Source organism: Modestobacter sp. VKM Ac-2984 (assembly GCF_026967985.1).
In the GTDB taxonomy this organism is placed as follows: Bacteria; Actinomycetota; Actinomycetes; order Mycobacteriales; family Geodermatophilaceae; genus Modestobacter.
Genome location: NZ_JAPVBJ010000010.1, coordinates 206,468 through 230,800, shown reverse-complemented (window position 1 = coordinate 230,800; position 24,333 = coordinate 206,468). Strand labels below are relative to the sequence as shown.

Sequence of the window (24,333 nt, the reverse complement as noted above, 5' to 3'; positions counted from 1 at the left end):
TCTTGGCGCGCTCGCCGTCCCGGATGATCCAGTTGAGGTCACGACGCATCTGCGGGGTGAGCTTCTGGCCCTCCTCCTCGACCTGGCGGAGCCGCTCGGCGCCGTAGAGGCCGGCCTCGATGCGCTTGGCCAGGTCGACCTCCTCCTCGGCGGTGAGGAGGGCGACCTTGCCGATCTGCTTCAGGTAGGCGCGGACGGAGTCGGCGGAGGCGGTGAGCTCGGCGTCCTTGCGGGCCTGCCGCAGCGCCTCGGACTCCTCCTCGTCGTCCCACTCGAAGTCGCCGGTGGTCTCGGCGTCCTTCTCCTCGGTCTCGGTGACGGCGACGCCGTCCTTGCCGGTCACGACCGTCTCGTCGAGCTTGAGGCCCTCGGCGCCGGCGTCGACGACGGCGACGGTCGCCCCGTCGGAGGCGACGGCGGTCAGGACGGTGCCCTCACCGGTGCCGGGGGAGGGGGCGATCGTCGGCTTGCGGGACGCGGCCTTCTTCGCGGGGGCCCGCTTGGCCGGGGCCTTCTTGGCCGCCGTGGTCACCGGTGCGGTGGTCGACGACGAGGCGCTGGTGCGGGCGGCGACCGTCCTCTTGCGACCCTGGCTGCTCACCGTGGTCACGTCCGGTCCTGGCTGGTCGGCGGGCACTCGGGTTTCCTTCCCGTACTACTGCGGTGCGTTCCTGGAGGGCCGTGCGGCCCGCGGACAGCGGCCCCGGACGGCGTTCCGGCAGAGCAGGGACCCCACCGGCCGGCCGGGCGAGACGCACGCCGTGCGGTGTTTCGCCCGGGCTGGGAGTGGGGATGACCTGTTGACTGAGGAGCGACGCGGTGGAGCGTCTCCATTGTAACGGCGCACACCCAGGGGTCCACAGGTTCTGTACCGGGCGCGGCTCGATGACGGGCGCACCCGGTCGGCACCGGCGACCGGGCGGCTGTCGTCAGCCCGGGGTCACTGACCGATGTGCTGCTCGGCCGCGAGGGCCGCACCGACGATGCCGGCGTCGTTGAGCAGCTCGGCGGGGACGACCCGGGTCCGGGTGGACAGCAGCGGCACCCACTTCTCCGCCTTCTTGCTCACCCCGCCGCCCACGATGATCAGGTCGGGCCAGAGGCTGGCCTCCAGCGTGTCCAGGTACCGGTCGACGCGCTTGGCCCACTGCGGGTAGCTGAGGTCCTCGCGCTCCCGGGCCGACGCCGAGGCGCGCTTCTCGCCGTCCTGGCCGTCGACCTCGATGTGGCCGAACTCGGTGTTGGGCACGAGGGTGCCGTCGATGAACAGCGCGCTGCCGATGCCGGTGCCGAAGGTGAGCATCAGCACCAGGCCGCGCTCACCACGGCCGGCGCCGTAGGCCATCTCGGCGATGCCGGCGGCGTCGGCGTCGTTGAGCGTCTGGACGGTGCCGGGGATGACCGCCTCGAGCCCGGCGGCCATGTCGGTGCCGATCCAGCTCTTGTCCATGTTGGCGGCCGTGAAGGCCTCCCCGTGCTTCATCACCCCCGGGTAGGTGACGCCGATGCGCCCCTCCCACCCGAACCGACCGACGATCTCGGCCACGACGCCGTAGACCGGGTCGGGCAGGGCCGGTTGCGGGGTCGGGATCCGCACCCGTTCCCCGATCAGCTCGCCCTTGTCCAGGTCGACCACGCAGCCCTTGATGCCGCTGCCACCGATGTCCACTCCGAAGCCCTGCACGGGGGCAGGCTAGCGACCCCGCCCACCGAGGGTGCACCGGTCGGGCAGGATCGCTCTCCGTGATGACCTCCGGCGCCGCCGCACCCGACCTGTCCACCGAGCTGCTGGAGCTGGCCCGGGCCACCGCAGAGGAGGCCGCGGCCCTCGTCGGGGCGGGGCGCAGCAGCGCCGCCGAGCAGGTCGACACCAAGTCGAGCCCGGTGGACGTCGTGACCGCGGTGGACACCGCCAGCGAGGCGCTGATCGTGCGCCGGCTGCTCGAGGCCCGGCCGGACGACGGGGTGCTGGGGGAGGAGGGCGCCTCTCGCGAGGGGACCAGCGGCGTCCGCTGGGTGGTCGACCCGATCGACGGCACCGTCAACTTCCTCTACGGCCTGCCCGCCTATGCCGTCTCCATCGCCGGTGAGGTCGACGGCCGCACCGAGGTCGGCGTGGTGCTCAACGTCGGCACCGGGGAGCTGTTCACCGCCGTCCGCGGCCAGGGCGCCTGGCTCACAGCACCGGGCGCGGCGGCGATGCAGTTGCACGGCAGCTCACCGGCCTCGCTGGAGCAGACCCTCGTGGCGACCGGCTTCGGCTACCGGGTGGAGCAACGCCGCGCCCAGGGGATGGTCGTCGCCCAGCTGCTCCCCGAGGTCCGGGACATCCGGCGCTGGGGGTGTGCCTCGCTGGACCTCTGCGCGGCGGCGGCCGGCCGGGTCGACGCCTACTACGAGCTGGACCTCAAGCCCTGGGACCACGCCGCCGGTGCGCTGGTCGCGGCAGAGGCGGGCCTGGTGGTCACCGGGACCGGTGGGCGCCCGTTCGCCGAGCCGATGGCGGTCGCCGTGGCCGCGTCGGTCGCCGAGCCGCTGGTCGCCCTGCTGGAGCGGTTGCACGCCGCCGGCTGACCAGGCACACCCGGCCGCAGCTCAGCAGTCCGCTTCGGCACCCGCAGCGGCGACGAGCGCGGCGGCGACGTCCTCCTCGCTGGCCAGGCCGGCGAAGTCGGGCCCGAGCACGAGGTCGACCAGGCCGGTGGACCGGGTGTCGCCGCGGTCGGTGGCGCCGGGCAGGTACAGCCGCAGGAACTCGGCGGCCTCCCGGCCCGGGCGGCCGAACCGCAGCTCGCCGACGCCGGTCACCTCCGCGCTGCTGGGGTCGTTGGCGGTCTCGGTGACGACGAACCCGCGGCTCTCCAGGGTCGTGGTGACCTCACCTGCCAGCCCGGGGGTGTCGGTGGCGTTGTACACCCGGATCGAGACCGTGGCCGGGTCCAGCTCGGTCGGCACGGCGCTGGCGCTGCTGCAGACCGCTGCCTCGACCTGCTCCCGGGCACGCTCGTCGCCGAGCACGTTCCACCACACGGCCATGGCGGCCAGCGCCAGCACCAGCAGGAACACCAGGGCGGGCACCGGCCGGCGGTTGCGGCGCGGAGCGTCGGTCCGGCGCTCGGTGGTGTCGTCGCTGAGCTCGGTCACTGGGTCCTCACGGCGGCCGGCACGTACACGGAGTCGACCCTAGCGGCGTCCGGAGCGGCTACAGCGCACCGTCCTCGAGTGCGGCGCGTCCCAGCTCGACGCAGGGGTCGATCTTGTCGGCGTAGCCGGTGGTGTCCTTGCCGGCCATCGCACCGGCCGCCGACCGGGCCACGATGCCGGCGACGATCGCGGCGAACTTGAAGTAGGCGAACCCCACGTACCAGTTCAGGTCCGACAGGTCGGCGCCGCTGCTCACGGCGTACCGCTCGGCCAGCTCCAGCCGGGTCGGGAAGCCGGGCAGCGTGGTGACCTGCGAGACCGAGACGGCCCGCTCCTCGCCGGCCTGGGGCCAGTAGACGAAGAGCATCCCCAGGTCGGTGAGCGGGTCGCCCAGCGTGGACATCTCCCAGTCCAGCACCGCGCGCACCCGGCCGGGGGTCTGCGGGTCGAGCAGGCAGTTGTCCAGCCGGTAGTCGCCGTGCGTGATGCCGGTGCGCCGGGTGGCGGGCACCGTCTCCGCGAGCCGGGCGGCCAGTGCGTCCAACGCCGGCCGGTCGGTGTCGCGGGTGGCGTCCCACTGCTTGGTCCAGCGGCGCACCTGCCGCTCCAGGAAGCCCTCGGGCCGGCCGAAGTCGCTCAGCCCGACCGCCGTGGGGTCGACGCTGTGCAGGGCCGCGAGGGTGTCCATCAGGCCGTCGGCGACCGCCCGGCGCTGAGCCGGCTCGTCGGCGTAGCCGGGCGGCAGCTCGCTGACCACGTGCACGCCGACCACGCGCTCCATCACGTAGAACGGGGCGCCGAGGACCGCGGTGTCGGTGGCCAGGTGCAGCGTGCGGGGCACCGGCACCGGCGTGCCGGCGAGCGCGGAGATCACCCGGTGCTCGCGCACCATGTCGTGCGCGGTGGCCAGCACGGCCCCGGTCGGCGGCCGGCGCAGGATCACCGCGTCGTCCTCGGAGCCGCCCTCCGGCGTCACCACGTAGGTGAGGTTCGACATGCCGGCGGCGATCAGCTCGACCCGGACCGAACGCCACTTCTCGTGCCCGAGAGCACTAGCCAGGTAGGGGCCGACGACCCCCGGATCAGCACCCACTGGAGTCCCCACGGCGGCAGGGTAGCCTCTGGCGCTCCCCGCCTCGACGGGCCTCCCGGAGGCCCCGATGTGTCGGTCTCCCGCAGGCGGGCACAAACCGGGGCCGGACGGCGTTGGGCGGCTGGCTGGGTGCAGGACGAGCAGCAGGCGTGCTCGTCCACCAGCCGAGCCGGACGTGGTCCGGTGCACGACCGAGCGACCCGGGACAGGGGCCACGTGGCCCCCGGACCGGCGCGAGATCACCGGCCGCCCTGGCGGCCGGCACCACCGCCGTCGGCGCCCGCTGCCGACGGCAGACGAGCGGGCCCGTGGGCCCGCGACGAACAGAGAGTGAGGGGCACCCCATGGCCCAGGACTACGACGCCCCCCGGCGCAACGAGGCCGACGAGCTCGGCGAGGACTCCCTGGAGGAGCTGAAGGCCCGTCGGGCCGAGGCGCAGTCCTCCTCGGTGGACGTCGACGAGACCGACTTCAACGAGGCCCTCGAGCTCCCAGGAGCGGACCTGTCCAACGAGGAGCTCACCGTCCGGGTGCTGCCCAAGCAGGAGGACGAGTTCACCTGCTCGCGCTGCTTCCTCGTGCACCACCGCAGCCGGTTGGCGGCGACCCGCAACGGGCAGCCGGTCTGCCGCGACTGCGCGGCCTGAAGGAGGACCCCGCTGCACCCCCACACCTCGCAGGCCAGGCGTGGGTCCCTGCAGCAGGGCCGAGGAGCAGGTGCCGCTGATCCGAAGGGGAACCGATGAGCCAGCAGCCGCGTGACGTCCCGCCGCCCCGCCCCGTGGGCGGGACGCCGGTGGAGGGTGAGGTCGTCGGCGCCGACAGCGGACTCGGTGCCGCTGCGCGGGCCCTCGCCGATGCAGTGGCCGGGCTGCTCGGTCGGGACGAGCCCGGCAGGGACACCCGTGCACGGGACGGCAGCGGACCGGGCCGGTCGGCTGCCGGTGCCCGGGCGGCGAGCGGGGTCCTGTCCGACGTCGTCTCCGCGGTCGCCGCTGCGGCGCGGGACGCCCGGGCCGGTTCGGGGCGGGAGCGCGCCACCGCCACCGGCACGGACCCCCGCGGCGGCTCGGCACCATCCGGTCTGCTGAGCGACCTCCTCGACGCGGCCGCCCCTCGCCTCCCGATCCGGGACGGGGCCCGGCTGCGACGTGCTCATCCGGGGGCCTCGGACGCGGAGATCGCCGACGCCCTCGTCGCCCGGGCGGCCCGGCTCACCGGCGGGGTAGGTGCGGCGACCGGTGGGCTGGCAGCGGCGCAGTGGTTCGCGCCACCGACCCTGGTCGCCGTCCCCCTGGAGCTCGGCGCGCAGACGGTGCTGGTGGCCGCCGTCGAGGTGGTGCTGGTCGGGGAGCTGCACGAGCTGGCCGGCCGCCCGGCCCCGGGCGATGCTCGCGCCCGGGCCGGTGCCTACCTGGCGAGCTGGAGCACCCAGCGGGCTGTGGGGAGCTCGTCGTCGGGTGGGCTGTTCGCCGCGCTGAGCACGGCCGGGACGGCGGCGCTGCGGCGACGGGTCACCCGTCGGCTGGCCCGGAGCACGACGTCGGTGGCCCCCCTCCTGGTCGGGGCCACGCTGGCCGCCCGCGGCAACCGCAAGGCGACGGCCGCGCTGGCCGATCGGCTGCGGGCCGACCTGGGGCTGCCCCCGGCCGGTCCGGGAGCCTGACCCCCGGGTCGGCCCGCACGCGCACCGGTCGGCGCGGCTAGCCTCGCCGCCGTGCCCGTTCCCCTGCCCGACCAGCCGCCGGCCGGCGTCGCCGCCGAGGTCGACGTGCCCGTCGTCCTCGGCTCCGCCGCCGTCCTCCCGGCCTACGCCCTGCCCGGTGACGCCGGTGCCGACCTGTGCCTGGCCGAGGACGTGGAGCTCGCACCGCACCAGCGCGCGCTGGTGGGCACGGGGGTCGCTGTCGCGATCCCCGAGGGGTTCGCCGGCTTCGTGCACCCGCGCTCGGGTCTGGCGCACCGGCTCGGGCTCAGCCTGGTCAACGCACCGGGCACGGTCGACGCGGGCTACCGGGGCGAGATCAAGGTCAACCTGGTCAACCTGGACCCCACCACCACCCTCCGGCTGTCCCGCGGCGACCGCGTCGCCCAGCTCGTGGTCCAGCCGGTCGTGCGGGCCCGCTTCGTGCCGGTCGGGGAGCTGCCCGGCAGCGAGCGCGGCAGCGGAGGGCACGGCTCCACCGGCGGCTCGGCCGCGCTGGCCGCCGACTTGACCCACACCTCTCTGGAAGGACGGGCCTGACGATGCCGTTCGGACGTCGACGCAACCGGATCGACCGCAGCCTGCGGGAACGGGGAGTGCCCCCGGAACCGCAGGTGCGGGAGCGCGAGGAGGCCGCGACCAGCGGGCCGTGGGACGAGGCCGATGCCCCGGAGGACGGCCGGCCGCGCGTCGACCTGGGTTCGCTGCGGCTGCCGGCCGTCGCGGGCATGGAGCTGCGGGTGGACGTCAACGCCCAGCAGCAGGTCGTCGGGGCCAGCCTCCGCGCCGGGGACTCCCTGCTGCAGCTGTCGGTCTTCGCCGCCCCGCGCGCCGGCGGACTGTGGGACGAGGTGCGCGCCGAGCTCATGCGCGGGGCGAGCGGGCAGGGCGGCCGGCTCACCGAGGTGGACGGGCCCTTCGGCCGTGAGCTGGTCGGGTCCATCCTGGTCGCCGCACCGCCGCAGCCAGGGGAGACCGGGGCGCCGAAGCCGGTGCGCCGTCCGGCCCGGTTCCTCGGCGTCGACGGCCCGCGGTGGTTCCTCCGCGGGATGATCAGCGGTTCGGCGGCCAGCACACCCGAGGCGGCTGCGCCGCTGGAGGCGGCGTTCCGGTCGGTCGTCGTCGTCCGGGGGGCGCAGCCCATGCCGGTGCGCGAGCAGCTCCCCTTGACGCTGCCCCCGCAGGCAGCCCAGCAGGTCGCCCGGAGGCAGGCCGCGGGCCAGGGTGCGCGCCCGGCGGCCCGCCGGCCCGCGGCCCCGTCGGCGGCCCCGCCTGTTGCCCCGCCTGTTGCCTCGCCGGCTGCACCGCCTGCCTCGCCGGTTGCACCGCCGCCAGCGGCACCGCCTGCCGCACCTCCGGCGGCACCGCCTGCCGCACCTCCGGCGGCACCGCCTGCCGCACCTCCGGCGGCACCGCCCACCGAGCCGCGGAACGCCGGGTGAGCAAGCCCGTCCGGCACGACTACGGTGCCGAGCCCGACCAGTTCCTGGAGGTGTCCCTGCCGGTCGGCGACCGTCCGGCACCGGTGGTGGTGGTCCTGCACGGCGGGTTCTGGCGGGCCCGCTACGGCATCGAGCTGGCCCGCCCGCTGGCCGCCGACCTGGCCGCCCGCGGCTGGGCCGCCGTGGCCGTGGAGTACCGCCGGGTGGGCGCCGGTGGAGGCTGGCCCACCACGCTCCAGGACGTCGCCGCGGCGGTCGACGCGCTCCCCGACGTGCCGGACGCAGCGCGGCTGGACCTCACCGACGTCACCGTCCTGGGCCACTCCGCGGGCGGACACCTCGCGGCGTGGGTCGCCGGCCGCGCCCGGTTGCCCGCCGGGACGCCGGGGGCGGACCCGCGGGTCCGGGTCAGCGCGGCCGTCGCCCAGGCCGGGGTGCTGGACCTGGAGGCGGCCGTCACCGCCGACCTCGGCGACGGGGCCACGGTCGGCTTCCTCGGTGGGACGCCGGCCGAGGTGCCCGACCGGTACGCCACGGCCGACCCGGTGCGGCTGCTGCCGACCGGGCTGCCGGTGCTCTGCGTGCACGGTGCGGAGGACACCTCGGTGCCGCTGGACCAGAGCCGGCGGTACGCCGCCGCCGCCACCGCGGTCGGGGACCCCGTCGAGGTGGTGGTCGTCCCCGGTGACCACATGGTGCTGATCGACGTCTCCGGTGCGGCGTGGAGACGCACCGTGGACTGGTTGGCCGACCGTCGGACAGGCGCCGCTGACCGCACTACGCTGGGATCGTGACCGAGACCAGGACCGGTGCCTCCACGGAGCCCGGCGCGCGGGGCTGGCTGTCCCGCAAGCTCCAGAAGCTCACCGCCGACGACCGGACCGTGGACGCCCAGGAGCTGCGCTCTGGGGTGGCGTCGGCCGGCTGCTCGGCGGTCAGCACCTGCCGCAAGGGCGAGGTCGTCACGGTGACCGGGCGGATCAAGTCGGTGGTCTACACCCCGCGCGAGACGGTCCCGACCCTGGAGGCCGAGCTCTTCGACGGTTCCGGTTCGGTCACGCTCGTCTGGCTCGGCCGCCGCCGGATCCCCGGCATCGAGCCAGGTCGTCGGCTCACCGCGCGCGGCCGGTTCGCCTCCTTCGAGGGTCGGCAGGTCATCTACAACCCCTGGTACGAGCTGAGCGCCGGGTGACCCGGTCGTCGATGCGGGCATGACCGGAGGGCCCGGCCGGTGAGCGAGCCCGGACGCGGTGGGGTGTCCTTCGACCGCCACCTGGTGCTGGACCAGCTGGGTGGCTGGCGCGGCATGGTCGACGCCTCCCTGCCCACGATCGCGTTCATCGTGGCCAACTCGGTCGGCGGGCTGACCGTCGGCATCTGGGCCGCCCTCGCCTCCGCGGTGCTGGTCTTCCTGCTGCGGCTGCTCCGCCGGGAGGGCCTCCAGCAGGCCGTCAGCGGGCTGTTCGCCGTCGCCGTCGCCGTCGCGATCGCGGCGTACTCCGGGCAGGCCCGCGACTTCTTCGTGCTGGGCATCGTGCGCAACGCCGGGATCGCCCTCATCCTGCTCGGCTCGATCCCCTTCCGACGTCCCCTGGTCGGGGTGATCGCCGAGTTCCTGGCCCCCAGCCACCTGGGGGCCATGTCCACCCACCGGTTGCCGTCACTGCGCGACCGGGCGCGCCGGGACCCGGCCGCGACGGCCGTGCCGGTGGAGGGCGGCGCGACGGTGCCGGTGGCCCCCGGCGACCGGGTGCCGGACCCGGAGCCGGAACGGCACTGGCGCGACGACCCGCGGATGCTGCGGGCCTACGGCTGGCTGACCGTGCTGTGGGCTGGGGTGTTCCTGCTGCGCGCGGTCGTGCAGGGCTTCTTCTACCTGCGCGACGAGGTGGAGCTGCTGGCGACGTCCTCGCTGGTGCTCGGGCTGCCGCTGACCGCAGCCGAGCTCGTGGTCACCTTGTGGGTGGTGGCCCGACTGCACCGGCACCGCTCCGAAGCGCAGCCCCCGGCCACCTGACGGCGTCGCTGCAGGGGAGCTCCGGCTAGCAGCTCCCGTCGGGGCACATGACCGACTGGAGCTGCTCCTCGATGTCGCCGTGGGTCACGAACAGCAGCTCGTCCCCGGCCTCCAACGGCTCGTCGGGATCGGGGGCGATGACCCGGTCGCCCCGAAGGATGGTGGTGAGCACGGTCTCCCGGGGGAGTGGCACGTCGCGCACCGGCCGGCCCACCCACGGGGTGTCCTCGGCGAGGGTGATCTCGACCAGGTTCGCCGCGCCCTTGCGGAAGCTCATCAGCCGGACGACGTCGCCCACGGTGACTGCCTCCTCCACCAGGGCGGCGAGCACCCGGGGGGTCGAGACGGCGACGTCCACGCCCCACGACTCGGTGTAGAGCCACTCGTTGCGCGGGTCCTTGACCCGGGCGACCACCCGGGCGACCGCGAACTCGGTCTTGGCCAGCAGCGAGACGACCAGGTTGGCCTTGTCGTCACCGGTGGCCGCGATGACCACGTCGCAGGTGGCCAGCTGGGCCTCCTCCAGGGAGGAGACCTCGCAGGCATCCGCCTGCACCCACTCGGCGCCCGGGACCGCCCGCGGCTTGACCCGGGAGCCGTTCTTCTCGATGAGCATCACGGCGTGGCCGTTGCCCAGCAGCTCGGTGGCGATGGACCGGCCGACCGCGCCGGCCCCCACGATGGCGACGCGCATCAGTGCTGCCCTCCCGCGGGACCCTGCTCGACGGCCTGGTGCACCCGGTGGGTGAGCTCGTCGGTGGCGGCGACGACGAGGTGGTCGCCGGTCTGCAGCACCGTGGTCGGGGTGATGAGCTGGGCCTCGCCGAAGCGCACCAGCCAGGCCGCCCGGGCACCGGAGGCGTTCTCCAGCTCGGCCAGCGGCCGGCCGACCCAGACGTCGGTCACGGTGATCCGCATCAGCAGGACCGTGCCGGTGGGCTCGCGCCAAATCTCGGTCACCTTCACCGAGAGCAGCTCCCGCATCAGCCGGCTGACCGTCCACGGGACCGTGGCGACGCTGGGGATGCCCATCCGCTCGTAGACCTCGGCCCGCTTGGAGTCGTAGATCCGGGCGACGACGTGCTCCACACCGAACGTCTCGCGGGCGACGCGCGCGCCGATGATGTTGGAGTTGTCCCCGCTGCTGACCGCAGCGAAGGCCCCGGCGGAGTCGATGCCGGCGTCCAGGAGGGTCTGCCGGTCGAAGCCGAGGCCGGTCACCTGGCGGCCGCCGAACTCGGGGCCGAGCCTGCGGAAGGCCTCGGGGTCCTGGTCGATCACCGCGACGCTGTGACCGATCACCTCGAGTCGCCGGGCGATCGCCGAACCGACGCGGCCGCAGCCCATCACGACCACGTGCACCTGTGTCCCACCCGTCTGCCGAACCCTGCCGCCCCCGCGGACCGCCGGGGCGTACAGCGCGCGAACGTACACCCGAAGCGGGGCTGTGGTGGCGCACCGGGGCGTGCGGGGCAGCGCAGGTTGCCCATGTGAGTGAGGTCGCCCCGTCCCGGCCCACGGGTGGTCGCGGCGTCCGTACCATCGCCGCCGTGCCAACCCTGTCCGACCTCGGACAACTCCCGAAACGACTCGTCCTCGGCCGGCCGGTCCGCAGCGACCGTGCTGGCGAGTCGTTGCTGCCCAAGCACCTCGCGCTGCCGATCTTCGCCAGCGACCCGCTCTCCTCCGTCGCCTACGCGACGCAGGAGATCCTCATCTTCCTGACGCTGGCCGGGACGACGTTCCTGTTCCTCACCCCGTGGCTGGCCGCGCTCGTGGTCCTGCTGCTCGCCGTCGTCGTCCTCTCCTACCGCCAGGTGGTGCACGCCTACCCCTCGGGCGGCGGCGACTACGAGGTGGCGATGAAGAACCACGGCCAGTTCGCCGGCCTGGTCGTCGCCAGCGCACTGCTCGTGGACTACGTGCTCACCGTCGCGGTGTCGGTCAGCTCCGGCACCGACAACATCATCTCCGCGTTCCCCGAGCTCGCCGAGCACCGTGTCCTCATCTCCGTCGGGCTCGTCGCCCTGCTCGTGGCTATCAACCTGCGCGGGGTGCGGGAGTCGGGGAGGACCTTCGCCTTCCCCACCTACGCGTTCATCGCCTGCATCCTGGTGATGATCGGCACCGGGCTGATCCGGGAGCTCGTCACCGGCGGCGACGTGGTGGCCGAGAGCGCGGGCTACGCGATCCAGCCCGAACCGGGCTACGAGCAGGTGACCGGCCTGGCGCTGATCTTCTTCGTGCTGCGGGCCTTCGCCTCCGGGTGCACGGCGCTCACCGGGGTGGAGGCGATCGCCAACGGCGTGCCGGCGTTCCGCCCCCCGAAGAGCCGGAACGCGGCGACGACCCTGGCGCTGATGGGCGGCATCGCCGCCACGATGTTCGCCGGTGTCACGGCGATGGCGCTGCTGGCGGACGTGAAGTACGTGGAGAACGCCTGCGACCTGGTGGGCTTCGACTGCGAGAACCAGCCGCAGCGGACCGTGATCGCGCAGGTGGCGGCGGCGACCTTCGGCGGCGCGGACTCCATCGGCTTCTACCTCGTCCAGGCGGCGACGGCGCTGGTGCTGATCCTGGCCGCCAACACGGCGTTCAACGGCTTCCCGCTGCTGGGCTCCGTGCTCGCGCAGGACCGGTTCATGCCCCGCCAGCTGCACACCCGCGGCGACAAGCTGGTCTACAGCAACGGCATCCTGCTGCTCGCCGGGTTCGCGATCCTGCTGCTGGTCGTCTTCGACGCCGACTCCACCCAGCTGATCCAGATGTACATCGTGGGCGTCTTCACCAGCTTCTCGATCGGCCAGTGGGGCATGGTGCGGCACTGGAACCGGGAGCTGCGGACCGAGACCGAGCCCGCCGCCCGTGGCCGGATGCAGCGTTCCCGGTTGATCAACGCCGTCGGCGGCACGATGACCAGCGTCGTCCTGTTCATCGTCGTGGTGACCAAGTTCGCCGGCGGCGCCTGGATCGTGCTCGCCGCGATGCCGGTGATCTTCCTGCTGATGCGGGCGATCAACCGGCACTACTCGCAGGTGGCCGCGCAGTTGGTGCCCGACAGCGACGCGCGGACCAAGCCCAGCAGGGTGCACGCGGTCGTCCTGGTCTCCAAGGTGCACAAGCCGACGCTGCGGGCGCTGGCGTTCGCCCGCGCGACCCGGCCCGACGTGCTGACCGCGCTGACGGTCAACGTGGACGGGGCCGAGACCCGCGCACTGCAGCGGGACTGGGAGCGCTACGACATCCCGCTGCCGCTGACCGTGCTCGAGTCGCCGTACCGGGAGATCACCCGCCCCGTCCTGGACTTCGTCAAGGACATCCGGCGCGCCGGCCCGAGGGACCTGGTCGTGGTCTTCGTGCCGCAGTACGTGCTGGGCCACTGGTGGGAGAACGTGCTGCACAACCAGAGCGCGCTGCGGCTGCGCACCCGGCTGCAGTTCCTGCCCGGGGTCATGATCACCAGCGTGCCGTGGCAGCTGGAGGGCTCCCATGACCGCGAGGGCGGGGACGGGAGCGGCCCGGCCCCCGGCGACCTGCGGCGCGGGCTGACGTCCGAGACCGAGCAGACGCCCTATGGCTGAGCGCCGCCGCCGTCCTGCTGCCCGGCCGCAGCGGCAGGCGCCCGACTCCGGCGGCGGCTGGGTGGGGAGCCGCTTCGAGGTGACCGTGGGCCCGGTGGCGCACGGCGGGCACTGCGTGGCGCGGCACGAGGGCCGGGTGGTCTTCGTGCGGCACACGCTGCCCGGGGAGCGCGTGGTCGTCGAGGTGACGGAGGACCGGCAGAAGGGCTTCTGCCGCGGCGACGCCGTCGAGGTGTTGGAGGCGGCGCCGGAGCGGGTCGAGCGCCCGTGCCCGTACAGCGGCCCCGGCCTGTGCGGTGGCTGCGACTGGCAGCACGTCAGCCACGCCGGCCAGCTGGCGCTCAAGGCCGACGTCGTCCGGGAGCAGCTGTCCCGGCTCGCCGGGCTGGACGTCGACGTCACGGTCGAGGCGCTGCCCGGCGGGCCGCTGCGCTGGCGGTCGCGGGCCCGGTTCGCCGTCGACCGCACCGGTTCGCCGGGGTTGCGCCGGCACCGCTCGCACGACGTCGTCCCGCTCGACGACTGCCCGATCACCGCCGAGCCGGCCGCCCAGGCGGTGCTGGCCCGGCGCTGGCTGGACGCCGGGGCGGTCGACGTCGCCGTCGACTCGGCCGGCGTGGTGACCACGACGACGCTGGACCGCCGCGGCCGGCCGCTGGACACCCAGGTGCTGCGGCCCGGTGCCGAGGTGCCCGAGGAGCCGGCTGGGCGGGCGCAGCGGACCGCCGGTGGCCGGGACTGGGAGGTCGAGGGCACCGGCTTCTGGCAGGTGCACCCGGCGGCTGCCGACGCCCTGGTGGACGCAGTCCGGGGCTTCGCCGCGGTGCAGCCGGGGGAGACGGTGCTGGACCTCTACGCCGGCGCCGGCCTGTTCGGCGGGGCGCTGGCACCCGGGGTGGGCGCTGCGGGCCGGGTGGTCTGCGTCGAGTCCGACGCCGCGGCCTGTGCCGCGGCCGACGCGAACCTCGCCGACCTGCCGCAGGCCGAGGTCTGGCAGGGCGACGTGGACGCCCCTGGTCTCACCGAGCTGCTCGGTGACCTCGGCCGCCCCGACGTCGTCGTGCTCGATCCGCCCCGGGCCGGGGCCGGCAAGGACGTCAGCCGGGTGCTCGCCGGCTCCGGAGCCCGCGCGGTGGTCTACGTGGCCTGCGACCCGGCGTCCCTGGCCCGCGACGTCGCCGCGTTCGCGGACGCGGGCTACCGCCTCGAGGCGCTGCGGGCCTTCGACTGCTTCCCCATGACCGCCCACGTGGAGTGCGTCGCCCTGCTGGTCCCGGCCTGAGCCGGGACCAGCGGGTCACAGGCTGCGCACCAGGCCGCCGTCGCAGCGCAGCGCCGAGCCGGTGACGTAGCTGGCGGCGTCGCTGCAGAGGAACGCCGCGACCGCGCCGAACTCCGCAGGGCGCCCGTACCGCCCCGCTGGGATGGTCGCCCGGGACGCGGCCTGCACCTCCTCGACCGACTGCCCGGTGCGGCCGGCCGCCGCCTGGTCCAGCTCGGCCACCCGATCGGTGGCGATCCGGCCGGGCAGCAGCAGGTTCACCGTCACCCCCTCGGCGGCGACCTCGGCGGCCAGCGTCTTGAGCCAGGCGGCGAGCGCCGCCCGGCCGAGGTTGGACGCCGCCAGGCTCGGCAGTGGCGCGGCGACCCCGCTGGAGCCGACGGCCAGCACCCGGCCCCAGCCGCGTTCCCGCATGCCGGGCAGCACCGCGGCGACCAGCCGGCGGTGCGGGACCACCAGTGCGTCGACCGCCGCCGTGACGTCGTCGTCGGTGAGGTCGGCCGCTCGACCGGGCCGGGGGCCGGGCCCGTTGAGCACTGCGACGTCCACCGGCCCGAAGGCCGACTCCGCCGCGGCCACCAGCCGGGCCGGCCCGTCGGCGGCGGTCAGGTCCACCTCGACGCCGACGGCGCGTGGGAGTTCGGCTGCGATCTGCTGCGCCCGGTCCCCGCGCCGGCCGGCGACCACGACCTGCGCGCCCTCCGCCGCCAGCGCCCGGGCCACCGCCTCACCCAGCCCACCGGTCGAGGCGGCCACCACCGCGGTGCGACCGTCCAGTCCGAGGTCCATCAGCGCACCCCGGCCGGGACGGCGAGCGCGTCCACCTGGCGCACCAGCTGGTCGTGCAACGCAGCGGGCATCGGTGGCGACGGAGGCCGCACCGCTGCCTCGGCGACCAGTCCACGACGCCGCAGGCACTCCTTGCGGATGGCCAGCCCGATGCTCGGCTGCTGCTCGAAGGCGATCAGCGGCAGGTGGGGCAGGAAGGCCTCGCGGGCGGCGACGAAGCCGTCGGTGGCGAACGCGCGGGTGCAGGCCACCAAGCCCTCCGGGAAGGAGAACCCGGTCATCGCCCCGGCCGCACCGACGGCGAGCTCGTCGAGCAGCCCGAGCCCGCCCAGACCGCCGAACACCGGTACGTCCAACCGTGCGGTGAGGCCGGCGACGGCGGCCGCGGTGGGCGGGGACTCCGCCTTGACCGCGGCGACGAACGGCAGGCCGGTGAGCGCCCGCACCAGGTCGTCCCCGCTGATCCGCACTCCGCTGGCCACCGGGTAGTCCTGCACCACCACGGCCGCCCCGGTCGCGTCGTGCACCGCCTGCAGGTGTGCCCGCAGCACGTCGGCGCTGGGCGAGTGCACCTGCACCATGACCGCCGCCAGCCGGTCGCCGGCGACCTCCTGGGCCATCCGGACCTCGTCCAGCAGCGGTGCGGTGGCCAGCGACGTCGCACCGACCACGAGCGGCAGCGAGACGGCGTCGACCACCGCGCCGAGCACCGCCCGACGCTCGGCGACCGACAGCCGGATCGCCTCCCCGAACACCCCCAGCACGGTCAGCCCGGTGGCGCCGGCGCTCTCCAGGTGCCCGGCGAGCCGGGTCAGGCTGTCCCGGTCGACCTCCAGGGCCGGCCCGTGGAACGGGGTGGCCAGCACCCCCCACACGCCCCGTGCCAGTGCGACGTCGCCCACGCCTCAGCCCTGCTCGTCGAAGTAGGCCTCGGCGCCCGGGTGCAGCGGCACGTCGCCGGTATCGGTGGCGGTCTCCGCGGAGATGTTCTCCGCCTCCGGGTGCACCGCGGCCAGGTCGTCCAGGTTCTCGAAGATCGCCCGGGTCACGTCCTGGGCGACGTCCTCCGGCATGGCGTCGCTGACGACCAGCAGGTTCGGGACGGCGATCGTGGCGACGTCCTCGGGCAGGCCGTAGGTGTCGGCCGGGATGCTCCCCTCGGTGTAGGCCTCCCCGTAGGCCTCCTGCATCTTGGGCAGCTCCTCGTCCAGCGGGAGCGCCACCACGTCCTCGCCCATCGAGGTGACCAGATCGGTGATGCCGCCGGTGGGCAGGCCGCCGGACCAGACGAGCGCGTCGATCGAGCCGTCCTTCATGCCCTGCACGCTCTCCGGCAGGCCCAGCCGCTGCTGGTCGACGTCGCCGGTGCCCAGGTCGTTGACCTCCAGCAGCCGGGTGGCGATCACCTCGGTGCCGGAGTTCGGCGAGCCGGTGGAGACCGTCTTGCCGGCCATGTCCGCGATGGACTCGATGCCGGCGTCGGCGCGGACGAAGACCTGGGTGTAGTTGCTGTAGATCCGGGCCAGCGCCTGCACCGACTGCGGCTCGCCGGCGAACCCGGCCTCGCCGTTGACCGCGTCGGCGGCGGTGTCGGCCAGGGAGAAGCCGATGTCGCTGTCGCCGGCGCAGACCAGCCGGATGTTCTCCGCCGAGGCGTTGGTGGCCTCCGCCGTCGCCTCGGTGCCCTCGACCTCGTCGGTGAGCACCGCGGCGATGCCGCCGCCGAGGATGTAGTAGACGCCGGTGGTGTTGCCGGTGGCGATGGAGAGCCGGCCACCGCCGGCCGGCTCGGCGCAGCCGGCGCTCTCGCCCTCGGCGGAGCCGCCACCACCACCACCGGCCTCGCCGCAGCCGGCGAGGGTGAGTGCGGTGGCTGATGCGACGGCGAGCAGGACGGGGGTGCGGGACCTTCTCACGAGGTGACCTCCTGGGTCGGGATGGGCGGTGCGTTCCGGGTGGCGGACGGCGGGGCGGTCTCCGGCCCGTCGTCGGGGGGCGGCTGGGGGGTCGGGGGAGCGGGGTGCCTGCGGCGGCCGACGAGGTGCACCACGACGGCGAGCACGAGCGCGGCGAGGCCGATCAGCACCGTGGTCGTCTCCAGGTACAGCAGCAGGAGCGCGGCGGCGAGGGCGAGCACCCGCTCCGGCGCCCGGGCCGGGCCGATCAGCCACTTGCCGGTGACGACGGCGAGGGCGGCGACGGCGAGTGCGGACACGACGGTCGCGAACAACACGGTGCCCAGTCCGCCCTCGCCGACCAGGCCCTGGCCGTTGCTGGTCAGCACGAAGGCCAGCGGCACGAGGAAGGCGGGCAGCGTGTACTTGCCCGTCATGATCATCGTCTTGTAGGCGTTGCCGCCGGTGATCGCGGCGGCGGCGACGGCGGCCAGCGCCGTCGGCGGGCTCACCTCGGAGAGCACCGCGTAGTAGAAGATGAACATGTAGGCCTCGGGGGTGGCCACGCCCAGCGAGGTCAGCGCCGGGGCGATGACCACCGCGGCGATGATGAACGACGCCGTCACCGGCACCGCCAGCCCGAGCACGAGCACCGCGAGGGCGGCCAGCACGCAGGTGACCATGAGTTGGGCGGTCGGGTTGCTGGAGACCAGCCCGGCCAGGTCGACGATGATCGAGGACAGGTCGAGGCCGAGCCCGGTGAGCGTCAGCACCGCCACGATCAGCCCCGCGGCAGCGGTGGTCGCCGCGACCGGCAGGACGCCGGCGGCCCCCTTGGCCAGCGCGTCGAACACCCGGGGCGGGGTCATCCGCCGGCTGCGGTCCAGGAACGACAGCAGGAACGCCAGCGCCGTGGCGTAGACGACGGCCTTGAACGCGGACTGGTCCAGCGCCAGCAGCAGCACGATCACGAACAGCGAGCTGAAGTGGTAGCCGAACCGGCCGAGCAGCCGCCAGAAGCTCTGCCGCTGCAGCGGCACCTCGCGGACGCCGAACCGGCGGGCGTCGAACTCCACCGCCAGGAAGATGCCGAGGTAGTACAGCAGCGTCGGGATCAGCGCGTAGCCGAGCACCTGCAGGTAGGAGACCCGGAGCAGCTCGGCGATGATGAAGGCGGCTGCGCCCAGCGTCGGCGGGGAGAGGATCGCCCCGATCCCGGCGGCGGCCAGCACACCACCGGCGGAGTCGCGCGGGTAGCCGGCCTTCTTGAGGATGGGCCAGGCGACGCTGCCCAGGCTGACCGCGGTCGCGGTCCCGGATCCCGAGACGGTGCCCAGCAGGAAGCCGGCCAGGGTGACCGTGCGGCCCGGCGCCGACCGCGACCGGCGGAAGGCCGCGAAGCTGATGTCGATGAAGAACTGGCCGGCGCCGGAGAACTCCAGCACCGCCCCGTAGATCGTGAACAGGATGATGTAGGTGGCCGCGACGTCCAGCGGCACGCCGTACAGGCCCTCGGTGCCCATCACGAACTGCGAGGTCAGCCGGGGGTAGTCGTAGCCGCGGTGGCCGATCAGCCAGCCGTTGGGGATCAGGTCGCCGAGGTAGGCGTAGCCGATGAACAGCAGGCAGATCACCGGCAGCACCGGGCCGACGGTCCGCCAGGTCGCCACCAGCACCAGCGCACACAGCGCCAGTCCGCAGACCACGTCGATGACCAGCGGCCGGAAGCCGCGGGAGATGTAGGCGTCGAAGCCGGCGAGCAGCGGCCAGATCGCCACGAACAGCGACGCAGCCGCCAGTCCCCAGTCCAGCACGCTGGGCCGGTCGGGGCCCTCGCTCCTCCCGCGCAGCACCCGGACGGCGGGGCGGTAGAGCAGGAAGGTCAGCGGCAGGACGACGGCGAGGAAGATGATCCGGTACTGCAGTGCGGGCACCGGGAAGAAGACGTTCCACAGCGCGTAGACCGAGAGCAGCGCCGCGACCACGCTCACGGCGAGCCGGAGCGGCCCGGTGAGCACCCGGGCCGGCTTCTCCGCATCGGCCTCGGCGGGCACGTCGCCCAGCGCGCCGGGCCGGGTCGGCTCCTCGGTGGGCTCGCTGCCCGGGCGCGATGGTGTCGCCACCCGCGATGTCGTGGCCACCGGCGATGGCGTGGCCGGAGGCGCCGGCGTCGAGCCGACGGCTCGTTCGCCGGGGCTCCCGGCGTCGGTTCCCTGCACGGACACGGTGTGGCCTCCCTCACGTTTGTCGGAGGGACCGTGACAGCATTCGACGTCGGAGCCCAGCGTCGGGCGAGGACTTGACGTCCTCCTAACGTCGCCGGGCCCCCGGGAGCGCGGAGGAGGGGATGTGCGGGTCCTGCTGGTCGAGGACGACGATCGCGTGGCGGCGGCGCTGGGCGACGTGCTGCGCCGGCACGGGGTGCTGGTGCAGCGGGTGTCCTCCGGGCAGGAGGCGCTGGTGCCTCGCGCGGTCGACCTCGTGCTGTTGGACCTGGGGTTGCCCGACATGGACGGGTTGGCGGTCTGTCGGGCGCTGCGCCGGGTCGTCGACGTGCCGATCATCGCGGTGACGGCGCGGGCAGAGGAGCGGGAGCGGATCGCCGGGCTGCGGGCCGGGGCGGACGACTACGTGGTCAAGCCCTACAGCAGTGGCGAGCTGCTGGCGCGGATGGAGGCCGTGCTGCGCCGCAGTCACCGCTCGGCCCAGTCCCCGCCGGTCGCGCTCGCCGAGGCGCCGGCGGCGCCGGTGCTGCGTCACGGTGCGCTCGAGGTCGACCCGGGCGCCCGGCGGGTCACCCTGGCCGGGGGCGAGCTGAAGCTGTCCCGCAAGGAGTTCGACCTGCTGGTCGTGCTGGCCGGCGCCCAGGGCACCGTCTGCTCCCGCGAGACGCTGCTGGACCGGGTCTGGGGCGCGACGCTGTTCGGCTCGACCCGCACCCTCGACGTGCACGTGGCCACGCTGCGCGCCAAGCTCGGCGACCCGGAGCTGATCGAGACCGTCCGCGGCGTCGGCTACCGGATGCGCGCCGCCGTCCCGCTGCCGTGAGCCGGGAGGTGGCCCGGTGCGGCGCCGGCTGATCGCGCTCTTCATCGGCCTGGTCGCCGTGCTGCTGCTGGCCGTGGAGGTGCCGCTGGCCGCCAGCTACGCGCAGGCCCGCACCCAGGAGCTGCTCATCGACCGCACCGGCGACACCTCCCGGCTGGCCCGGCTCGCCGCCCCGGCGCTGGCCCGGGATGCGGTGCGGACCCTGCAGCCGGAGCTGCGGGCGTACGGCGACCTCTACGGCGTCCTGGTGCAGGTGCACGGCCCGGACGGGGAACTGCTGCTCAGCTCGGCGCCGGACGCACCCGAGGCCGTCGCGGCGGACAGCATGGGGCAGGCGCTGGCCGGCCGCCGGTCCAGCCCGCCGCCCACCGTCCTGCCGTGGCGGACGGCCCCGGTCGCCGTCGCCGAGCCCGTGCTGCGCGGCAGCGAGGTGGCCGGCGCCGTGGTCACCGTCTCGCCGACTGATCGGGTGGTGCAGCAGGTGGTGGTCCACTGGGCGCTGCTGGCCGCCGCGGGGCTGTTCGCCCTGGCGCTGGTGGCGCTGGCGACCGCACCGCTGTCCCGGTGGATCCTGCGCCCGGTGCACCGGCTGGACGACGCCGTGCACACCCTCACCACCGGCGACCTCGACGCCCGCGCGAAGGTCGGCCCCGGGCCTCCGGAGCTGCGCCGGCTGATCGCCGACTTCAACCGGATGGCCGAGGCCATCCGGACCTCCAGCGCACAGCAGCGGGCCCTGGTCGCCGACGTCTCGCACCGGCTGCGCAACCCGCTCACCGCGCTGCAGTTGCGGGTCGACGCGCTGGAGGCCGGGCTGGTGCCCGGCGCGCGGGCGGACCACCGGCTGGCGATGGCGGAGATCGAGCGGCTCACCCAGGTGCTCGACGACACCCTCGCCATGGCCCGGGCCGAGGACGACGCCGGCCCGCTGGTGGCGGTGGACGTGCGCGAGTGCGTCCGGGACCGGCTGCGGATGTGGAGCGACGCCGCTGCCGCCGGGAACACCGAGGTGCTGCTGACCGGCGCCGGCACCTGCTGGGTGCTGGCCCCGCGAGGTGCGCTGGACCAGGTGCTCGACGCCGTGCTGTCCAACGCGCTGCGCTTCACCCGCGGCGGCACCGTCGACGTCCAGGTCGAGCTGACCGGGGACGCCGAGGTCGAGGTCCGGGTGGTGGACGACGGTCCGGGGCTCACCCCGGAGGAGTGCGCCGTGGCGACCCGCCGCTTCTGGCGCGCGCCCGACCAACAGAACGTCCCCGGTTCCGGGCTCGGGCTGGCGATCGCGACGGCGCTCGCCGAACGCTGTGGTGGCCGGCTCACCATCTCCCCGGCCCGACCGCACGGGGTGTGCGTCGCCGTCCGGCTGCCCCGGCTGGACGTGGCACCGTCATCCCTCCGGCCGGCCCCGGCGGCGGCTCAGCCGCCGCTGACCCCAGGCTTGGCGGCCCGGTAGAAGGCGGCCGCCCCCGGGTGCAGCGGCACCGGGGCGGTGGTGATGGCGCTGCGCTGGTCCAGGTGCCGCGCCGCCGGGTGCGCGCCGACCAGGTCCACCTGGGCGGCGAACAGCGCGGCAGTGAGCGTCTCGGCGAGGTCGTCGGGCATGTCCGCCCGCACGAGCAGCAGGTTGGGGACGCCGATGCCCGGAACGTCGGCGGGCAGGCCGTACACGCTGGCCCGGATCGTCTGCTCGACGACGTACTCCCCGTGGTCGGCGCGCATGCCGACCAGCAGGTCGTCGGTGGGCAGCAGCCGCACCGGGGTGCTGTCGACCAGGTCCTGGACCCCGTCGGTGGGCAGGCCGCCGGACCAGAAGAAGGCGTCCAGTCGGCCCGCCGCCAGCTCGCCGGCCGATTCCTGCACGCCCAGCCGCTGGGTGTGGGCGGCTCGGTCACCGGACACCCCGGCGACCGTCAGCAGCCGCAGCGCCGTCACCTCGGTGCCCGAACCGGGAGCACCCACCGACACCCGCTTGCCGGCGAGGTCGGCCACCCGCTGGGCGGGGGACCCGGCCGCGACGACGACGTGCACGGAGTTCGTGTAGAGCCTTGCGATGGCCCGGAGCGGGACCGGCGTGTCGAAGGGGCCTGTGCCGGCGGCGGCCTCGGCGGCGGTGTCGGCCAGCGCGAAGGCGACCGCCGCGTCGCCGGTGGCCAGCCGCTGGATGTTGTCCACCGATCCGCTGGTGACCGCTGCGCTGACGGCCGTGTCCGGGAGCTCGGCGCCGAAGGCGTCGGCGAGACCCAGCCCGTAGCGGTAGTAGACCCCCGAGGACTCGCCCGCGGCGACGACCAGTTCGGCGGGTGGGTCGGCGACGTCCAGGTCCGTGGCGCAGCCTGTGAGAAGGGTGCCCGTTAGCACGGCGACCGCGGCGGCCGCTCCGGCCAGCCGGCTGCGGGATCGGCCGCTGGTCACCACACGCCCACTCCTCCTGCCGCAGGGTCGGCGCCCGTGCCGGCCGGCGCCGACCCTAGCCGCGCGGCTCCCCGGCCGGGGAGCCGGCGGGCAGCGCGGCCGGCCGGGGAGCGTGCGGCTGGGGCAGGGTCAGACAGGGCTGCGGCTGGTGTCCCCGCGCGGCAGGACCCACCGGTCATCGGCCTTGCGGATGAGGAAGTCGGCGAGCAGGAACGCCTCGTGGACGGCCTCGGTGAGCAGGTCTCGGACGTTGCGGTAGGTGGTCACGTCAGGGCCTCCAGTACTGCCGAGTGCGAGCGGGTCAGGCGTTCCCGGGCGGCTCGTCGAACGATCCGTGTGTCCTGGGTCACGTTCGTCATCGGCACCTGCGCGCGTCGCCCGTACTGCGATCCGGTCCGCTCTCACTCGGGCGTGGTGGTTGGTCCAGGCCCGTCCGCCGGCCTGGCCGGTCAGGTCGCTGGGCCTACGCTGGCGCTGTGGCTGATCCGGCGAGTGGCGAGCGGCTGGCCGACTGGGCGCGTTCGGCACACACCTGGCTGTTGCTGCGCCCGGTGAGCCGCGGGTTCTGGGCCGTGGCAGCGGTCTTCCTCGTCGGGACCGCCGTCGCCAACGCGGCCGACGGCAACTGGCTGTCGGCGGTGTTCGGGGTCCTGCTCGCCGGGGTCGCCGGCTCCCGGCTGTGGGCGCTGCGCGGGACCGGCGAGGACCGGCCGTCGTCGGGTCAGGCGCGCACGGCCAGCAGGTAGGCCTGGCGGCTCTTCTCGTACGGCGAGCCGTCGGGCTCACGGAGCACCCGGGCCCGCACATCGAGGCCGGCGTCGGCCAGCTGCCGCGCGACCCGGTCGGGATCGAGCCGCCAGCCGTGCAGCGAGATCTCGTGGCCGTAGCCCTGCCGGTGGTGCACCGGCTCGTCGGCGCCGGCCTGGAAGGCGAGCAGCAGCGGTGCGCTGGGCCGCAGCACGCGGGCCAGCTCGCCGAACACCGCAGGTTGCCGCTCCGGCGGGGTGTGGATCACCGAGTACCAGGCGAGCGCACCGGCCAGCCCGCCGTCCGGCAGGTCGAGGGCGATCAGCGACCCGACCTCGAAGCGCAGGTGCGGGTGCCGCCGGCGGGCCACGTCGACCATGCCGGGGGAGAGGTCGATGCCGAACGCGTCCAGCCCGAGGGAGTCCAGGTGGGTGGTGATCCGGCCCGGGCCGCACCCGAGGTCGCCGACCGGGCCTCCGCCGTCGGCCAGCACCTGCTCGGCGAAGACCCCGAGCACGGCGCGGTCCATCGCGCTCTCCGCCAGCAACGACCGGGCCAGCTCCTCGTAGCTGGCGGCGACCGTGTCGTAGGCGGCACGGGTCTCTGCGACATCGCTGGATTCGGTCACGCCGGGGACCGTACGGCGGGACACCGACAGGTCACGCTTCGAACACACGTGCGATCCGCGGTCGAGGTCGCCGCGGCGTCCGCGCACACTGACCGGGTGGACGTCGCACTGCCACCGGGCTGGCCGGACGAGGTCTGGCCGCCCGGCGCCCCGGACTGGGAGCGGACCGCGGTCAGCTGGCTGTTCGACCTCGTGCCGCCCGACTACCGGGCGCACGAGGTGCTCCGGCGCTACCCGGTGCTGCTGGCCCGGTTCGCCGGTGACCACGTCGCCGCGGGGCTCGAGGCGGCCCGGGCCGGCTGGCGCACCGTGCGGGTGGAGCTCGCCGACCAGCTGCCGCCGGAGGCCATGGAGGCGGCGATCAGCGCCTACGAGCGAGAGGGTGCCCGGCTCACCCGGGCCGCCCGCGGGGTCGAGGTGGTCGCCGGGGCGTTGCGGGGTGAGCGCTGGGTGCCCCGGCTCTGAGCTCGCTGCCGACCAGGCAGGTCGCCGGTTCGCCGTTACAGTGGGGTTTCACCGGTTGCGCCCCACCGGACGCCGCCGTCGTCGA

General features: G+C 74.8%; 27 protein-coding genes. 14 read left to right on the top strand and 13 right to left on the bottom strand.

The window, feature by feature from the left end; translation table 11 throughout:
* Positions 1-610 (bottom strand): sigma-70 factor domain-containing protein (locus O2W16_RS19490; protein ID WP_331253773.1); only part of this gene is annotated, 610 nt, incomplete at its 3' end.
* A 330-nt stretch (positions 611-940) separates the two neighbouring features.
* On the bottom strand, positions 941-1,684 hold the full coding sequence (gene ppgK / locus O2W16_RS19485; RefSeq protein WP_269160489.1) for a polyphosphate--glucose phosphotransferase: 744 nt from the start codon (positions 1,682-1,684) through the stop codon (positions 941-943).
* A gap of 62 nt (positions 1,685-1,746) precedes the next feature.
* Here ppgK and O2W16_RS19480 point away from each other — a divergent pair, with 62 nt between their 5' ends.
* Positions 1,747-2,574, top strand: a complete 828-nt coding sequence (locus O2W16_RS19480) for an inositol monophosphatase family protein (protein WP_269160488.1) — start codon at positions 1,747-1,749, stop codon at positions 2,572-2,574.
* Positions 2,575-2,595: 21 nt separating this feature from the next.
* Here O2W16_RS19480 and O2W16_RS19475 read toward each other — a convergent pair whose 3' ends face one another.
* On the bottom strand, positions 2,596-3,144 hold the full coding sequence (locus tag O2W16_RS19475) for a LytR C-terminal domain-containing protein (RefSeq protein ID WP_269160487.1): 549 nt from the start codon (positions 3,142-3,144) through the stop codon (positions 2,596-2,598).
* A gap of 58 nt (positions 3,145-3,202) precedes the next feature.
* The gene (locus O2W16_RS19470; protein WP_269160486.1) at positions 3,203-4,249 is read right to left on the bottom strand and encodes a phosphotransferase family protein; all 1,047 of its coding nucleotides are present in this window, start codon (positions 4,247-4,249) and stop codon (positions 3,203-3,205) included.
* Positions 4,250-4,581: 332 nt separating this feature from the next.
* Here O2W16_RS19470 and O2W16_RS19465 point away from each other — a divergent pair, with 332 nt between their 5' ends.
* The 7 genes from O2W16_RS19465 (at position 4,582) to O2W16_RS19435 (ending at position 9,401) form a co-directional block, all read left to right on the top strand.
* On the top strand, positions 4,582-4,884 hold the full coding sequence (locus O2W16_RS19465) for a DUF4193 domain-containing protein (protein ID WP_036336978.1): 303 nt from the start codon (positions 4,582-4,584) through the stop codon (positions 4,882-4,884).
* A gap of 95 nt (positions 4,885-4,979) precedes the next feature.
* Positions 4,980-5,903, top strand: a complete 924-nt coding sequence (locus tag O2W16_RS19460) for a hypothetical protein (protein ID WP_269160485.1) — start codon at positions 4,980-4,982, stop codon at positions 5,901-5,903.
* A gap of 51 nt (positions 5,904-5,954) precedes the next feature.
* Entirely contained in the window at positions 5,955-6,482 is a 528-nt protein-coding gene (gene dut / locus O2W16_RS19455; RefSeq protein WP_269160484.1) for a dUTP diphosphatase, read from the top strand.
* 2 nt (positions 6,483-6,484) lie between these two features.
* On the top strand, positions 6,485-7,384 hold the full coding sequence (locus O2W16_RS19450) for a DUF3710 domain-containing protein (protein WP_269160483.1): 900 nt from the start codon (positions 6,485-6,487) through the stop codon (positions 7,382-7,384).
* Positions 7,381-8,178, top strand: coding sequence for an alpha/beta hydrolase family protein (locus O2W16_RS19445; RefSeq protein ID WP_269160482.1), 798 nt, complete (start codon positions 7,381-7,383; stop codon positions 8,176-8,178). Before O2W16_RS19450 ends, O2W16_RS19445 begins: the two co-directional genes overlap by 4 nt.
* On the top strand, positions 8,175-8,576 hold the full coding sequence (locus O2W16_RS19440; RefSeq protein WP_269160481.1) for an OB-fold nucleic acid binding domain-containing protein: 402 nt from the start codon (positions 8,175-8,177) through the stop codon (positions 8,574-8,576). The genes O2W16_RS19445 and O2W16_RS19440 overlap by 4 nt, the downstream gene beginning before the upstream one ends.
* A 39-nt stretch (positions 8,577-8,615) precedes the next feature.
* The gene (locus O2W16_RS19435; RefSeq protein WP_269160480.1) at positions 8,616-9,401 is read left to right on the top strand and encodes a DUF3159 domain-containing protein; all 786 of its coding nucleotides are present in this window, start codon (positions 8,616-8,618) and stop codon (positions 9,399-9,401) included.
* A gap of 25 nt (positions 9,402-9,426) precedes the next feature.
* On the opposite strand, the gene O2W16_RS19430 is transcribed toward O2W16_RS19435, so the two are convergent.
* Together O2W16_RS19430 and O2W16_RS19425 are read right to left on the bottom strand one after the other, a co-directional pair.
* The gene (locus tag O2W16_RS19430) at positions 9,427-10,095 is read right to left on the bottom strand and encodes a potassium channel family protein (RefSeq protein ID WP_269160479.1); all 669 of its coding nucleotides are present in this window, start codon (positions 10,093-10,095) and stop codon (positions 9,427-9,429) included.
* Positions 10,095-10,763, bottom strand: coding sequence for a potassium channel family protein (locus O2W16_RS19425; RefSeq protein WP_269160478.1), 669 nt, complete (start codon positions 10,761-10,763; stop codon positions 10,095-10,097). The genes O2W16_RS19430 and O2W16_RS19425 overlap by 1 nt, the downstream gene beginning before the upstream one ends.
* Positions 10,764-10,951: 188 nt before the next feature.
* Here O2W16_RS19425 and O2W16_RS19420 point away from each other — a divergent pair, with 188 nt between their 5' ends.
* Positions 10,952-12,982 carry an APC family permease gene (locus O2W16_RS19420; protein ID WP_269160477.1) on the top strand — a complete coding sequence of 677 codons (2,031 nt, stop codon included), beginning with the start codon at positions 10,952-10,954 and terminating at the stop codon, positions 12,980-12,982.
* On the top strand, positions 12,975-14,264 hold the full coding sequence (locus O2W16_RS19415; RefSeq protein WP_269160476.1) for a class I SAM-dependent RNA methyltransferase: 1,290 nt from the start codon (positions 12,975-12,977) through the stop codon (positions 14,262-14,264). The genes O2W16_RS19420 and O2W16_RS19415 overlap by 8 nt, the downstream gene beginning before the upstream one ends.
* A gap of 15 nt (positions 14,265-14,279) precedes the next feature.
* On the opposite strand, the gene O2W16_RS19410 is transcribed toward O2W16_RS19415, so the two are convergent.
* The 4 genes from O2W16_RS19410 to O2W16_RS19395 are packed head-to-tail and all read right to left on the bottom strand — an operon-like array spanning position 14,280 to position 19,071.
* On the bottom strand, positions 14,280-15,053 hold the full coding sequence (locus O2W16_RS19410; protein WP_269160475.1) for an SDR family oxidoreductase: 774 nt from the start codon (positions 15,051-15,053) through the stop codon (positions 14,280-14,282).
* Positions 15,053-15,955, bottom strand: coding sequence for a dihydrodipicolinate synthase family protein (locus tag O2W16_RS19405; protein WP_269160474.1), 903 nt, complete (start codon positions 15,953-15,955; stop codon positions 15,053-15,055). The genes O2W16_RS19410 and O2W16_RS19405 overlap by 1 nt, the downstream gene beginning before the upstream one ends.
* A 3-nt stretch (positions 15,956-15,958) precedes the next feature.
* Positions 15,959-16,969, bottom strand: coding sequence for a TAXI family TRAP transporter solute-binding subunit (locus tag O2W16_RS19400; protein WP_269160473.1), 1,011 nt, complete (start codon positions 16,967-16,969; stop codon positions 15,959-15,961).
* Positions 16,966-19,071, bottom strand: coding sequence for a TRAP transporter permease (locus O2W16_RS19395; RefSeq protein ID WP_269160472.1), 2,106 nt, complete (start codon positions 19,069-19,071; stop codon positions 16,966-16,968). The genes O2W16_RS19400 and O2W16_RS19395 overlap by 4 nt, the downstream gene beginning before the upstream one ends.
* Before the next feature lie 226 nt (positions 19,072-19,297).
* Between O2W16_RS19395 and O2W16_RS19390 the strand changes: the two genes are divergently transcribed.
* Together O2W16_RS19390 and O2W16_RS19385 are read left to right on the top strand one after the other, a co-directional pair.
* Complete coding sequence (locus O2W16_RS19390) at positions 19,298-19,996, top strand: response regulator transcription factor (RefSeq protein WP_269160471.1); 699 nt, start codon at positions 19,298-19,300, stop codon at positions 19,994-19,996.
* Positions 19,997-20,012: 16 nt separating this feature from the next.
* Positions 20,013-21,449: a HAMP domain-containing sensor histidine kinase gene (locus tag O2W16_RS19385; protein WP_269160470.1), complete on the top strand. Its 1,437-nt coding sequence runs from the start codon at positions 20,013-20,015 to the stop codon at positions 21,447-21,449.
* On the opposite strand, the gene O2W16_RS19380 is transcribed toward O2W16_RS19385, so the two are convergent.
* Positions 21,413-22,408 carry a TAXI family TRAP transporter solute-binding subunit gene (locus tag O2W16_RS19380; protein ID WP_269160469.1) on the bottom strand — a complete coding sequence of 332 codons (996 nt, stop codon included), beginning with the start codon at positions 22,406-22,408 and terminating at the stop codon, positions 21,413-21,415. The genes O2W16_RS19385 and O2W16_RS19380 overlap by 37 nt on opposite strands.
* Before the next feature lie 129 nt (positions 22,409-22,537).
* Positions 22,538-22,675 (bottom strand): hypothetical protein, encoded by a 138-nt coding sequence (locus tag O2W16_RS19375; protein WP_269160468.1) that lies wholly within the window; start codon positions 22,673-22,675, stop codon positions 22,538-22,540.
* Positions 22,676-22,884: 209 nt separating this feature from the next.
* On the opposite strand from O2W16_RS19375, the gene O2W16_RS19370 reads away from it, so the two are divergent.
* Positions 22,885-23,154 (top strand): hypothetical protein, encoded by a 270-nt coding sequence (locus O2W16_RS19370; protein ID WP_269160467.1) that lies wholly within the window; start codon positions 22,885-22,887, stop codon positions 23,152-23,154.
* Here O2W16_RS19370 and O2W16_RS19365 read toward each other — a convergent pair.
* Positions 23,130-23,783, bottom strand: a complete 654-nt coding sequence (locus O2W16_RS19365) for a class I SAM-dependent DNA methyltransferase (protein WP_269160466.1) — start codon at positions 23,781-23,783, stop codon at positions 23,130-23,132. The two genes, O2W16_RS19370 and O2W16_RS19365, sit on opposite strands and share 25 nt — an antisense overlap.
* Positions 23,784-23,879: 96 nt before the next feature.
* On the opposite strand from O2W16_RS19365, the gene O2W16_RS19360 reads away from it, so the two are divergent.
* Positions 23,880-24,248, top strand: coding sequence for a hypothetical protein (locus O2W16_RS19360; RefSeq protein ID WP_269160465.1), 369 nt, complete (start codon positions 23,880-23,882; stop codon positions 24,246-24,248).
* Positions 24,249-24,333: the final 85 nt, after the last annotated feature.

Coding starts and splice junctions, on each gene's coding strand:
- O2W16_RS19480 (WP_269160488.1), top strand. CDS start 1,747: ATGACCTCCGGCGCCGCCGCACCCGACCTGTCCACCGAGCTGCTGGAG.
- O2W16_RS19450 (WP_269160483.1), top strand. CDS start 6,485: ATGCCGTTCGGACGTCGACGCAACCGGATCGACCGCAGCCTGCGGGAA.
- O2W16_RS19430 (WP_269160479.1), bottom strand. CDS start 10,095: ATGCGCGTCGCCATCGTGGGGGCCGGCGCGGTCGGCCGGTCCATCGCC.
- O2W16_RS19460 (WP_269160485.1), top strand. CDS start 4,980: ATGAGCCAGCAGCCGCGTGACGTCCCGCCGCCCCGCCCCGTGGGCGGG.
- O2W16_RS19465 (WP_036336978.1), top strand. CDS start 4,582: ATGGCCCAGGACTACGACGCCCCCCGGCGCAACGAGGCCGACGAGCTC.
- O2W16_RS19410 (WP_269160475.1), bottom strand. CDS start 15,053: ATGGACCTCGGACTGGACGGTCGCACCGCGGTGGTGGCCGCCTCGACC.
- O2W16_RS19415 (WP_269160476.1), top strand. CDS start 12,975: ATGGCTGAGCGCCGCCGCCGTCCTGCTGCCCGGCCGCAGCGGCAGGCG.